The sequence below is a fragment of the Dyadobacter sp. NIV53 genome (genome assembly GCF_019711195.1).
In the GTDB taxonomy this organism is placed as follows: domain Bacteria; phylum Bacteroidota; class Bacteroidia; order Cytophagales; family Spirosomataceae; genus Dyadobacter.
The window spans coordinates 6,668,756-6,681,589 of record NZ_CP081299.1 but is presented as its reverse complement, the minus strand read 5'-3'; the positions used below and the strand labels follow the sequence as shown (position 1 = coordinate 6,681,589).

The following is a 12,834-nucleotide window of genomic DNA, read 5'->3' as shown; positions in this document are numbered from 1 at the left end:
AAAATTATGCCCCGACTGTAAGTCAAATAGTTCTCTTCCAATTTACTATTCAAAACTAGACGATTGCAAGTGCATTTACTTACGTTATTCAAATAGATTATTATGAAAATCAAACAACGGGTATTTGGAACAGGGTATTGAAAAATAAACCATTTTGCCCTTGAGATTGAGAAAGAATGCAGGATTATTAGATAGTCATTTTCAATTATCAGATAGCAAAAGGCACGATAAGTCATTAAAATTCCTGAAAGTGTCCTTAAATCAACAATCGGTAACATTTTTATTAGTAAAATAGACTTTTTCTCCCTAAATATGTATTTTAAATGAAATATTTGGATACATAAAAACCTTCCTCTGTCTAATCATTTTTGTTCCGGGCGACTTGTCAAAACCTTACCTCTATGAAAAATCATTTTCAGGAATTTTTGCGGTCAAAGAGAACTGAATCTTTAATCGAAATCAGCCTGATATCTTTTACATCCAGGTGATTGGAAACACTGTAAACCGAGTACAATCAATCCTTTCGATGCATCCTTTCCGTTAGACCAGAATTGAAAGACTTTCTTGCGGGATGGCTTTATGCAATTGGCATACCAGAAATTATAAAAAATCTCCTCTAAAATTTTATAGAAATTATGCTTGACGCAGTCATTATAGGGGCTGGCCTATCGGGTTTGATGAGCGCCCTGACTTTGCAGGGACAAGGAAAATCGTACCGGATTCTGGAAGCCAAAAGCAGGATTGGCGGACGTATGCAAAATGGAAACGCAAAGGACGGTACAGCCTTCGACCTGGGCGCACAATGGATCTCTCCCCACCAGCTCAGGGTTCAGGAACTTGTAAAAAGATTTGGGTTTACCTTGGTCAAGACCCATGTCGATGGCAAAACAATATATGACATTGGCGGTAAATTGAAGGTTACAAAAAGTAAGTTACCACCTCTTCCCGTTTCCGCTCTGCTTGACCTTGCTCTTTTCCAAAACCGATTAACAAAAACACTTCGCGGGTTCCCTGATGAAAATCCCTGGACCAGCAAATTTGCAAAAAAGTGGGACTCCATTACTATAGAACAGTGGTTGTCCAGGCGCAGTACGTTGCTTACTGATACGGCCAGGAGATTCTACCGGCTTTTGGCAGAAGAAGGATTTTGCTGTGAATTGTCAGAAGCTTCTCTTCTTGATCTTTTCTGGGCTATTTCATCGTCCGGCTCATTCGACCGGCTGATGACGGCAGAAGATTACTGGATTATGGAAGGGGCCTATGCGCTCTCAGATAAGATGGCAGACCAAATCGGCTGGTCAAATATTACATTAAACAGCCCTGTTTACCGCATTACACATGACGGCGAAGGGGTAGTTATACATACAGAAAGTGGGAAGTTTGAGGCAAGAAAAGTGATCCTGGCAATTCCTCCGGCTTTTTGCGGCCGCATACATTATGAACCCGCTTTGCCTTCAGTCAGGGACCAGTTGACACAGCGCCTCGGACAGGCTTCCTGTATTAAATACAATATTATTTATCCTACCCCTTTCTGGCGGGATGAGGGTAAAAACGGAATGATTTATTCCGACAGGCAATACTTCACAGCAACGATGAACAGCTCACCTCCTCATGGCGGCAAGGGTATCCTGACCGTATTGGTGGGAGGAGAAAAGGCACGGCAACTGGAAGCCTGCACTGCTGCCAGGCGTGAAGAACTTATTCTGGAAGGTGTCGCTGAATACCTCGGCAATTCTGCTCTTTTTCCCGAAGAAATCATTGAAAAGAACTGGTCGCAGGAACCCTGGATCAGATGTGGCTACGCAGCACATTTTGCCCCGGGCGTGCTTACACAATTTGGCCCCGCTCTTTTGCGCCCTGTTGGCTCTATCCATTGGGCAGGCACTGAAACCTCAACGGAATGGCGGCTTTATATGGAAGGAGCTTTACAAAGTGGTGAGCGTGCAGCCAACGAAGTAATTGAAATACTGAATAATGAACGGGAAGTAAAAATATGAAAAAATTCGCTTTTCTGGTTCATTTGAGGAACAATTATAAGGAAGATTTAAGCGTATTGCACCCGGCTTTCGGTGCAGTTCCGGAGAAGTTTTATCGCCTCCTTTTCCGCAGGCGGCCTTTTTCACCATTCATCTGGAGTGAGGTCAAAATTACGCCTGGCAGTTCGGAGGCCGATGGCTACATCATTATGCTTCCGTATGTTGCCGGCCAATTACTCAACCAGCGAAAATTCATGATGCCAATTATAAAAAAGGCCCTGAAAATAGCAGCAGGTAAAGGTGCCGCTATTGTTGGACTGGGAGCGTTAACATCTCCAATTACTTCTGGCGGAAAAATGTTATTAGATAATCCGTTTACCTCAATTACGAACGGCAACGCGTTTACAGCCGTAATCACATTCCAAAAGACAGCCGAACTGATTGCCCTGTGTCCGGTTAACAAACCTGTCGTCGCTATCGTCGGGGCTACAGGTAGTGTAGGAAGCCTTGTCAGCCAGTTACTTGTAAAAAATTCATTGAATGCCGGCTACCTGCTGGTTGCACGGAATGAGCACAGGCTTACCGGACTTGCAACACTACTGGGAAAAATATCTCCTTTCGCATCCATAAACACATCCAGGGACCTGCTTGATATTGCCAGCGCAGACATTGTTGTTTTACTGACCAGCGCATCCGATTTCCTTTTAAAGACCGAGCATCTGAAAAAAAATGCAGTCGTACTGGATGATACGCAACCCAGGAATACCCATCCCGATTTGCTGAAGGAGCGGAATGATATAAAAATTATCGACGGCGGGCTTGTCTCCATTCCCGGACTACGGTTTCAACGTCATATCGGCCTGCCGTCCGGCCTTTCCTATGCGTGCCTGGCAGAAACCATATTGCTGAACCTGTCGGATCATGAAGGGCATTTTAGTATCGGCAATCCAACGCTTGAACAGGCAGAATATATCCGGGAACTGGCACAAAACCATTCTCACCTGGGTTTTGAACTTGCAATTGATCACACATTTGGAAAAGTACTTGTTTAAATTTCAAGTGTACAATTACCATTTATTTCAAGAAATTGCTTGTCTTCCAAAATCTGTTTTTGCAAATGGCCGTGTTTTTAAACAGCTCCCGATATCCCTCAAAAATGAGCCAAGGGATATCGTTGAGCTGCAATTATTATTTAACCATTTGCACGCTGCTGGGTAAGTTTAACACAACAGTCTGTCAGTGCATTATCAGCGAAGTCGTTCAGGCATACCAGCAACTGGTCTTTTTTGAACCGGCCTGCGACATTATTCTGGATCCAGGGATAAGTATTGTTATCAAAATGTGCTTTTGTCGACATCAAAGGTGAGGATGCATCACTAAGTGTAGCTGCCGAACCAAAAATCCCGCCTGATGCTCCCGAAGCAGTTCCCTGCAATTGCAGTACAGTATAGTCATTTCCATTCTGCCCGTCAGCATTCATGCTATTCAAAGCGTTCATGATCACATTTACATCTGTGGTCTGATAAGCATCCGTGTAAGAATCGTACTTGGAAGCGTCATAGATCAAGGCCTGTTCAGGACTTTGGGAAGGATCGCCTGGAAAACCGCACTGGCCCAGAATGATCAGCCGCTTGCCACTTGCAATCAGATCATTATAGGAAGAATTCAAATCGAGCTTATTACCGACCGACACGCCGCTGTTACTCTGGGATATTGCATTTTTTATATAAGATTCCAGCGTTGCTGTCGATGGTTTCATGTAATCCTGATAGAAGCCCGCATGCCCCAATGCCACCACAACGATTTCGGAAGGATGCTGGCCAAGGTAAGAAAGAATATCATTGAGGAATGGCGCAAATGCATATCCCGGTATAAAGTTGTGCTGATGGTAAAGTGGTCCTGTCGCTCCCTGATCTGTCGTGCAGTAGCCCGGACGAAAATCAAAGTACCGGATACCCAGGTTAAGCATAGTCGGGATGGTGTCCTTTTGGGTCATTGCCAAATTGACCACAATACGTGTAATTACGTCGGGAGCCAATGTTTGCGCAATTGCCACGCCAATACCGGCTGCAGTTCCAAGTACATTCAGGAAAGCGTAGTTGTTTTGCAACGTTTTAACGCAGCTCGTATCGAACATTCCTGAATCATGCGCGCCGGGAAGTACAAAGCTGCTGAAAGGCGCATTGCCAACCTGTCCGGCGATATCACCCATCCAGGTCGATTTGCCACCTGTGGCATAAACGTAGGACTGGTCCTGGTTTGTGAGCGAGCCCTTACCAAAACTGGAATCATAAAAACCATAGGAAACCGCATAGTCATTATTGCCGAACGACTGTGTATCAAACATGCTTTTCATATTGGAATCTCCAACAGTACCATCCGACGGGGCAATTTCCGCATACTTATTAACCATAGGGTTGCCTTCATAGTCAAGGGTCCACTGGAACCGCCCGGTATGCGATGTAAGTCCGATGTCACTTTCGGATATCTGAAGGTTGTTGGCATACATTTGATCGGCTGTTCCCCATGGAGTTGTAGCTGTACTGCCGCCCCAGCTCTTTGGTTTTTGAAATTGAACATAAAACCGGTTGTCGCCCAGATAGGCGTAAAAGTCGACTCCTTTACTTGTACTCATGAGATAGATGTTTAAATGTTTATACTTAATAAAATTGGTTGTTTTTAAAAACAATAATAGAGATAGGCTTTTGTGGAAACGGCACGTCCTTCCACTGCAAATTTGAAGTGGTTTATGTATTTGTGTATACGATCAACAGGCCTCTGATGAAGAATAGAAAGAGCTTTTGCAACCGGCCGGGCCAGTTCCGTATTTCCATTCCAGTGTTGCAGAAATGAGTTTTGATCCGGGTCAATCATACCGCAGGATTCCAGTTGGGGCAATACTGTTTCAAGGTTAGGCTGGCATAATTCAATACCCAGCCGCGGCCCGCATTGCCCGTCGAAATCAACCGCCAGCATCAGTTGCTGACCACAAAAAAAACTTTTTTGCAGATCACTGACTAGGCGGATATCCCCATTCCAGCCCAGAAGCGGTATCAGTTCATTCAACCTGCCGGATTCGAAACGGTTGACCGTCAGCCGGATCGCTTTGGATTCACGCGAAAGCATCAAACCAAAATGCAGGTTGCTGAACCCATGAATATGAATGTTCGTCAGAAGCTCAAAAAGGCCGGGTGGCAGGTCAAATTGAAAATGCCCGCATATTTCTGCCAAACCATCATATTTCAGGGCAGGGCCGGCTACCAGCTTCCGATTCATATCAAAAAACACGGACGGAACACCAGGATTAGGAAAATCGTATTCAAAAAACACATTTTCTATCCCATACCGAAATTGGTTTTTGGAATGGTCAATGAGCTTTTGATATCCCTTGGTAATGTTTAAATTTTTACCAAACGGGACCGGGTTCAAAGTCAGCAGCGGCCCATCTCCCCTATCATATACACGACAAATGAAGTCAAGCGGATTAATTATCCTATTCAGGTGCCATTCCAGGAAATTGCCCGAATAGGCTGGTATATTCCGTGTAAGGTTAAGGATTGGGTTCAGATGGCCTGCAAGCAAACCACCTGAATTTTCCTGAATAATCCGCAGCACTGCGTCTGCATGTGCAGAGAATGCCTCGACTTTATATTGGTAATCAGTCATTACCAGTTCGAGATAGTGTTCCAGATCTTACCTGCATAACTGGCAAAATCCCCACCCAGATCTTCAAATGCATTCTTAATATCATCGGCCGCATATCCAGCCTGCTTCATGGCATCAGAAACCGCATCCACACTCGTATTAAATGTGCTTTTGATACTTGATGCAACATCCTGAGCAGCATAACCCGCGGATTTCATGGCGTCCGCCACATCATTAATTCCTGCATTGAAAGTGTTTTGCAGGGCATTGGAAACATCCTGGGCAGCATAACCCGCATTTTTCAGGACCACCGCCGCATCGTTGGTCGCATCACCATATACGTTCTTAATCACTCCCGCCACATCGTTAGCAGAATAGGATAAAGCCTTGTAGCCATTGGCAACGTCCTGGGCACCCGCGTTAAATGCTTTTTTCATACCTGCCGCAATATCCTGCGGTGAATAGCCCGCCGCGCGCATCGCATAAGTAACATCGGTGATGCCGCATTGCCAGGCATTTTTTATATCGCCGGCAATTTCGTCAGCTGCAAACCCGGCAGCCTTCATAATGTTAGCTGCACCAGTAGCATCCTGTTTGAAAGCATGGTATAAAACGGAACCGACCTGGTCGCATCCTGTGATGAAACCGGATTTGACTTTCGCAGCCCATTTGCCCGCATCGCCTAAAAAATCACTAAACAGCACCAATGCCTGGGATTCGATCCAGGATACTCCCGCACCGATCAGGTCTGTCATGCGCTTGATATTGATATCCGCATTAAAATCACCGAACTTCCTGGCCTGGCCCTCAAAATCAAAGCTGCCGCCAACACTCATGGCCACACTGGATAAGGAAGTCAGGATAGCAAGATGCGCTTCCACGTCCGCAGCCAGCGTAAAAGAGCCAAGTTTGACACCTGCAACCGGCGGGACTGTAATCGTTGAGTTCATATAGTACTCAAAAGAGGCTGACAGGTTATGGAAATCGGACAGGGTTACGGACATTTTTTCCTTCAAAACAACACCGTAGTCAAGCAGGAATTTGATTCCTGATTTGTCGATATCGGCTTCTATGGCTACACTCGCCAGCTCGAACAGGCTTGCCTTCGCGTTGACATGCAGGAAGGGTGCGGTAAAAGTATTGATTACCAGAACAGGGCCGCCCGGAGCAACCATCTGTTTGTCAACGGCTGATACCAGTGCATCCTGCAAAACCTTTGAATCACGGATCTGGTTGTTTTTGATCGGGTTGCCAGCGGCGTCAACTTTAATGGTGACACCCGGCCCGTCGCCCGACATGGTAAATATATTACCCAATGATACGGGTGAAGCCTGTATGTTTGCTGTTAAGCCATTGTTCATATCAATCTCAACATCCCCAAAAAACTGGAACGAGAAAACGCTGGCCGCTGCGCTAAACCCATAGGCCATTTCAGACAGGCTGCCGTCCGGCAGGACAAAAGGCTCCATAGGGTTTTCAGCCCATTTGAAAGAAAGATCAGAAAAGGTTACGGGCAGGTTCAGGTTGGCATTTGAATTGGTGAACATGGCAATAACCTGGTTGATATCCAATTTTGGGACATAGAAAGAGGCATAAGCCGGCTCCGGTACTTCCGACTCAAATTTGCAAACCACAGCAAAAGTATCGTCAGCGATGTCGACAGGCATATCGCCGGCATCGCCAATATGAAATTTACCCTGAAGCCCCAGGGCAAATGCAGGCGGCGAAAAGATAATGCCCATACCAACGCCAAACTCGTCGAAATGCACGCCTTTGATGACCGGCGGTGCCGGAAGCGAAGCATGGTCTCCGGCGATTACAACCCCAATCGCAGCTTCCACATTATCAACTGTTAAAGAAAGGTTTGCATCAAAAGTCTTGCTGAACACATTGAACGGGATTGTACCTGTCATGGTAAATACCACAAACTTGAAAAGCGGATTGATGTCAATAGTGATCGCCGGCTTGGTAATGTGTACCTGGCTGCTGCCGGCCGGAATGTCGATCGTGTCAAACGACAGTGAGAGCCTGGTTCCGAAGATGCCAATGCTGAAACTGTGATTAAAAATCAAATTAAAGGTCAGCACTTTCTTGTCGCCGAGTACCTTGCTGACATTGGCCGAGATCTCCGGAGATTCGAAGCTTAATGTGCTGATATCAATATCGCCGGAGATGGACAATACGCTATTTTTGTCGCTTACCTTAAAGTTTGAAACGGCTGCATCCGGTAAACCGTCAGGCCATTTAGCACCCATGGACGCTGCCAGTTTGCTCAATGAATAGTACGTGACAGCAGGAGCGGCCGGGCGAGGCGGTAAAGTGGCGAGGTATGTCACTGCCATCATGTACGTTTGGAACGTACAGCTTGCATACGCAGGTTGCTGCTGAAAGAAAGTGTTCATGTCGCCGACAATATCATCGCTGTTCAGTATACCTTTAAAAGACACGGCAACCGGGTCATTTGGCGTATTGTTGACAAGGTTGATCAGCTGAAAAGTGGCTGTCATTGCATCTTCATCCGCCTTGGCGATCTCAAAGGAGGTCAGGGTTTTGTTGCTTCCCAGTTTAGTGCAGCGTTTCACCGGTTTTTTATCGGAAGCACTTTCAATGATAAATGCCGACGAGCGGTGGATGGGCTGTATATTGGCCGTGGCACTTGCGCCAACCGTTCCCAGGGAAGTCAGTGTACCGAAAAAACTGGCATTGGCGTCGTCGTCTGAATCTTCGTCGTCGAAGGAATCGTAGATGATGACATCGTATGTCAAATCATTTTTGAATGATATGGTTGGAATGGAGGTATCTGCCATGATGGTAAGTTTTTTGGATTAATGGAAATCATGCAGCCAGTCAGGCGGCTGCATGTATGAAGGTTTTAAATTAAGTGATGTCCATGGGAGGCTCAGTGAACTCCGTATCATTTCCTTTTGTATCTCCGGTTTCAGCCTGTTCCCCTTCTTTTTCAATATTGTCCGCCTCGTTTTTCGCATCGTCACTGTTCTTTTTACCTTCTGCAAGCTCCTCTACCGCGTCACCTTTGGCTTTGTTAAGTGCCTGGGTATAGGTTATTTCCACCTTGATTTTCAAATCACCAAACTTTGTGGTTAAAGTTTCCAATAGCGACGAAAGATCGTCCGGGCTTGCCGATTCCAGGCTTGTCAGGCCGTCATCAATCGCATCATCTTCGTTATTCAGGTCTTTATTGCTCACCCCGGCATCAAGCGCTCCCTGAAGCTCTAATTCCATGCCTTCCCCCTCGTTTTCCATTTCGGCTTTTTTCTCCTGTTTGAGTTGCTCCTGAACCTGTGGCTGTGTGTCTTTCATTGCCTGCACGGGATCTGCAGGCAGTTTTGCCTCGGGGTCAATCTTTTCGAGCTGCTTTTGCTTCAGCTCTGCTGCCGGGCCCACTTCGGCTTTGGCCTCTGTTTTAGCCTCTGTCACTTGCTCGGGTGTCAGGGTCACATCCTCAGGGCCATTCAACCCAAGTTTTTCGGCGAGCATATCCTTCGTTTCGATAAATTTATCTTTAATCCCTTTTGCATATTTTTCTATCATCTCAACGCCCATGATCAAACCAATAAAGGTTGAAAACAGCGCCAGGTAGCCGGCAGCATTGGTCGGGTGCAACAGCGAATACAGTCCCGACCAGTTACCGTCGGAATCCTGGGTCGCTTTGGTTTCATAACCCAGCACTTTTGCATTGTTGATCGTCCCGGTCAGAATCGGGATAATCGCATTGTCAGTGGACACTTTGGTGATCGTGCTTTTGAGCGCAAACAAGCCGGAAAGACATATTGCGGGTACATCCGAAGTTTTATCATCCACAAACTGTCCGTTGACAAAAAACAGCGGCTTAGTAACGTTGTTTGCATCGGTAAAGCTGAAAGTAAACCCGGGAAGGCTCTTGTCAACCGATGCAGCAGCAGGCGTGGTAATGGTAAAAGACCCTGAATAGGACACAGTCGAACCATCACTTGTATAAAAATAAAGCGTCTTGGTTGCCTGATAGGCCGCCCACACAAACGGATATGTTTTGTAATAGGTGCTTACCGTTGTGATGGCATCAAGTGTTACTTTCTGGAAACCGTTGGTCGACGCAAAAAATGTAGTTACCGCATCATCAACATCCGTATCCGAATTGGCTGCATCCTGCGCTGCCTGCAATGCCGTAGCGTAATTTTGGGCTAGTGTAGAAGTCGGATTGGCCATCAGGGTTTGCAGGAACTGTTCTGTCTGTGTCATCACCGTCACATCGTCATCGGTCACCGTAACCGGCGCATAATCCTGTGTCTTGAATGCAAGCAGTGACCCTTTGATCTTGACTGGGAAAAGATTGGACGGTTCGGCATAAATGATGCTGTAAGCCTTTGTATATGTAGGGGTTCCGGCATTATCATGGGTGTCGTCCAGAACGATCGTTCCTGTACCCTTGGCAGGTATTGATTTCTGGCCGCCTGTGGTGGTAAACTGGGTCAGGCCCTGTTCGTAGGCCATCTGCGTATCGTCAGTACCTACCCCATCAAGCATGGTCACCGCTACTGATGAGCTGTTAGTTATGGAAAGATTTTTATTGAGCGCAGGGGTAGTACCCAGCACCGTTGCGGATGCTTTTGTTTGAGACATTTGATTTATTATTTGTAAAAAGATTGAAAATTTAATTATGCAGTTACAGATGGCTATACTTCGCGCTCATTGGCATGTTCAATTTCGTGTTCAACAGCTGCCAGTTCCTGCTGTTCAGCATTTTCCCGGGCTTCGGCTGCTTCCTCGGCCCTCATATTATACTCCATGGCTACACCATGAGCATCTTCAAGGCCTGCCCCATTTTGATCATTGATCTTTTTTTGATTAGCCAACTGAATACCCTTGCAGGGTGTAGGTATTTTGGCGTAGTGTGGTTGATATTTGTTTGATATCAGGTAGTTGTAGATTATAACCTGGTTCTAATTTGGGCGCCAGAAGGTCCAGGGAATCTGCTACACTTTGCACTGCGTTTTGGTTAAGTGCACTGACCTTTTCGAGGTATAACCATTGTTTGTTGTAGAGCTCTTTTAATGTCGTGATTTCCTTATCCAGTTGAACCTGTTTGTTTCTTAATTCCACACGCTCCTGTATGTTACGCATATTAACGGCAGGCTGTGGTGGATCGAGGGGCAAAATATCAAGTGCATTTAAAGGTACCGCAGGTCTCATCGCATTTACCGCTGTCAGTACAGGGGTCAATTCCGCAATCAATTTATCTTTGATCTCTTTAAGCCCGTCTTCGATTTTCTTCTGGTCGGAAGGGATACCATTCTTTTTGTTATAAATCGCCTTTGCAATCTTGTATCCAATTACAGCCAGAAATTCCAATCCCAGAACTATTGCCATCGTATAGGCGAATACATCACAATAGTCCCGAAAATTATCAAATTGCAGAAGGTCATAAAAGCCACCATCTTCATCCTTGGGGTCTGGCTCTTTATCACTGATGCCAAACATTTTGTTGCCGTTCACCACGCCCATAAAGCAGCTTACCATTTTATCATCACTGCTTCGCTCGGTTAATTCTCCCAGAAGGCGGAATGATCCGGTTAGCATGATCTTCGGCGTTTGTGTTTCAATGCTGTCCACAAACATGCCGTTGTGATAGGTTAGCTTTGTACCATTGTAATCTGCTGAAAAGTCCGGGAGTTCTTTGTCATATTCCATCGGGGTATTTCCGGTGTAAGTCAATTCAAACTTAGCGACCGGTTTCCCGGTCTTCTGGTCGATCTCATAGAAATTATAAGTTTTTGTGTCTTGATAGTCAAGCCAGCCAAATGGGTAAACCTTATAGTAGCTGCTTACAACAACAACCGATTCTGAGGTAACGGTTTTAAAGTCTGTTGTTGTTTTTAACCAGGCATCTGTTTTAGTCTGGTCTTGTAATTCCAGGACATCGGAGTAGCCTTTTCCCAGCTCGGACGTTGGGAAGGACTCAATGGTTTTCTTGAATATTTCCGTCAAAGAATAAAGTTTGACGTCAGCTTCTGTTACCTCGGTTTGTGGGAATGTAGCCGGATTGCTTGCCATGCCCAGGGTAATTACTTTGACAGGAAAAAGCGTTCTGGCATCCGCGATGATCATGAGATAGTCCAGATTTGTTGTAGTATCCTTGATAGTATGGGTTTCTGTAAGAAGAATATCCACGGTCTTTCCATTGGATATGATACTTTGGGTCTGAGTTACACCCTCAATTTGATACAAAAGCGTTTTCAAAGTTAACCCATAAAAATGTTCAAGGGGCTGAAGTACATCAGCATAGGCGTCGAGTACAACTAGGTCTTTTCCGCTGCTGTTTTTAATGGACCACGTTTTGCTTAATTCAGACATGATATTCTTTGTGTTTAAAGGTTATAAAATTGTTAAGTAAGAAATCGAATAAATGCGTTCAGGGGTTAACCGGTTGCAAAGTATTGGGTGCCTGTGCTGAAGTGGCCGGGTTAACAGTTGGGGTGGCAGTTCCGTTATTTGGGATCTGCTGTGCCGGCGGGTCATTTTCTTTGCTTTTAAGTGTGAGGTAAGTCACGCTGCTGATGCCGGTCAGGGCCAGCAAGGTGTCGCTCAACTCAGGCAGCTCACAGCCGGCAGCGACCTCCGAAACCTTGTACAGGTATACGGTAATCGCGATGATCGTCCAGGCAAAATTCTGGAAACGGTGCAGGCTGATGCCGTTATCATCGGACAGAATATCAACAAAGAAACCCTGTGACGGCGCGTTCTGGTGCCGGTCTCGGTTGTCGTTCATCTCATTTTTATCCATGATCGTCGATGCCACCGCCGTTCCTGCAAAGATGCCCATCAGTACCAGCGCCGTTTTATTGATAGTCCCGGCAGCGCAATCCCCTTTTAAAAGCGACAGGTAAATGTACACCGAAGAGATAATGACCGTCCATAACCCGAACTGGACTTTTGTAAGACTAAATGGCGCTGTTTTATCCAAAGGCATCCACTTGTGCACAAGCTGCTGCTGTGCCGCATTGGAATTGAATGCCTGCAGGTCGCTGATCTCGTCCCGGATCAGGTTGCTGTACTTTGCCAGTGCAAGAAAGAGCACGGCTATCAGGCCGATGATCGAAAATGCTACAATGTGACGGCTGTCGTAACCGGAGGTAGTGTTGCAACCGGTCAGGCATATGCCTGCTCCGGTTATCACTAAAATTTTAAACAGTTTTTTCATAATAATACGGTTTGA

General features: G+C 45.9%; 9 protein-coding genes. 2 read left to right on the top strand and 7 right to left on the bottom strand.

From position 1 onward, the window contains the following. Positions 1-635: 635 nt before the first annotated feature. Together KZC02_RS27430 and KZC02_RS27425 are read left to right on the top strand one after the other, a co-directional pair. Positions 636-1,997 carry an FAD-dependent oxidoreductase gene (locus tag KZC02_RS27430; RefSeq protein WP_221391588.1) on the top strand — a complete coding sequence of 454 codons (1,362 nt, stop codon included), beginning with the start codon at positions 636-638 and terminating at the stop codon, positions 1,995-1,997. After that, positions 1,994-3,028 (top strand): shikimate dehydrogenase, encoded by a 1,035-nt coding sequence (locus KZC02_RS27425; protein WP_221391587.1) that lies wholly within the window; start codon positions 1,994-1,996, stop codon positions 3,026-3,028. The genes KZC02_RS27430 and KZC02_RS27425 overlap by 4 nt, the downstream gene beginning before the upstream one ends. Before the next feature lie 140 nt (positions 3,029-3,168). On the opposite strand, the gene KZC02_RS27420 is transcribed toward KZC02_RS27425, so the two are convergent. From KZC02_RS27420 to KZC02_RS27390, 7 genes are all read right to left on the bottom strand, one after another. Then, entirely contained in the window at positions 3,169-4,611 is a 1,443-nt protein-coding gene (locus KZC02_RS27420; RefSeq protein ID WP_221391586.1) for a hypothetical protein, read from the bottom strand. A 44-nt stretch (positions 4,612-4,655) separates the two neighbouring features. Further along, positions 4,656-5,642 (bottom strand): hypothetical protein, encoded by a 987-nt coding sequence (locus KZC02_RS27415; RefSeq protein WP_221391585.1) that lies wholly within the window; start codon positions 5,640-5,642, stop codon positions 4,656-4,658. Next, a complete protein-coding gene (locus tag KZC02_RS27410; protein WP_221391584.1) occupies positions 5,642-8,428 on the bottom strand; it encodes a hypothetical protein in 2,787 nt (928 codons plus the stop codon). Before KZC02_RS27410 ends, KZC02_RS27415 begins: the two co-directional genes overlap by 1 nt. Positions 8,429-8,498: 70 nt before the next feature. Beyond that, a complete protein-coding gene (locus KZC02_RS27405; protein WP_221391583.1) occupies positions 8,499-10,241 on the bottom strand; it encodes a hypothetical protein in 1,743 nt (580 codons plus the stop codon). Between the two features lie 53 nt (positions 10,242-10,294). Continuing rightward, positions 10,295-10,474, bottom strand: coding sequence for a hypothetical protein (locus KZC02_RS27400; RefSeq protein WP_221391582.1), 180 nt, complete (start codon positions 10,472-10,474; stop codon positions 10,295-10,297). Then, entirely contained in the window at positions 10,467-11,972 is a 1,506-nt protein-coding gene (locus KZC02_RS27395) for a hypothetical protein (protein WP_221391581.1), read from the bottom strand. Before KZC02_RS27395 ends, KZC02_RS27400 begins: the two co-directional genes overlap by 8 nt. 58 nt (positions 11,973-12,030) lie before the next feature. Further along, positions 12,031-12,819: a hypothetical protein gene (locus tag KZC02_RS27390; protein ID WP_221391580.1), complete on the bottom strand. Its 789-nt coding sequence runs from the start codon at positions 12,817-12,819 to the stop codon at positions 12,031-12,033. Between the last annotated feature and the right edge of the window lie 15 nt (positions 12,820-12,834).

Bases quoted from the DNA above. Each gene is read 5' to 3' on its own strand.
- KZC02_RS27430 (WP_221391588.1), top strand. From the start codon at position 636: ATGCTTGACGCAGTCATTATAGGGGCTGGCCTATCGGGTTTGATGAGC.
- KZC02_RS27425 (WP_221391587.1), top strand. From the start codon at position 1,994: ATGAAAAAATTCGCTTTTCTGGTTCATTTGAGGAACAATTATAAGGAA.
- KZC02_RS27420 (WP_221391586.1), bottom strand. From the start codon at position 4,611: ATGAGTACAAGTAAAGGAGTCGACTTTTACGCCTATCTGGGCGACAAC.
- KZC02_RS27415 (WP_221391585.1), bottom strand. From the start codon at position 5,642: ATGACTGATTACCAATATAAAGTCGAGGCATTCTCTGCACATGCAGAC.
- KZC02_RS27410 (WP_221391584.1), bottom strand. From the start codon at position 8,428: ATGGCAGATACCTCCATTCCAACCATATCATTCAAAAATGATTTGACA.
- KZC02_RS27405 (WP_221391583.1), bottom strand. From the start codon at position 10,241: ATGTCTCAAACAAAAGCATCCGCAACGGTGCTGGGTACTACCCCTGCG.
- KZC02_RS27395 (WP_221391581.1), bottom strand. From the start codon at position 11,972: ATGTCTGAATTAAGCAAAACGTGGTCCATTAAAAACAGCAGCGGAAAA.
- KZC02_RS27390 (WP_221391580.1), bottom strand. From the start codon at position 12,819: ATGAAAAAACTGTTTAAAATTTTAGTGATAACCGGAGCAGGCATATGC.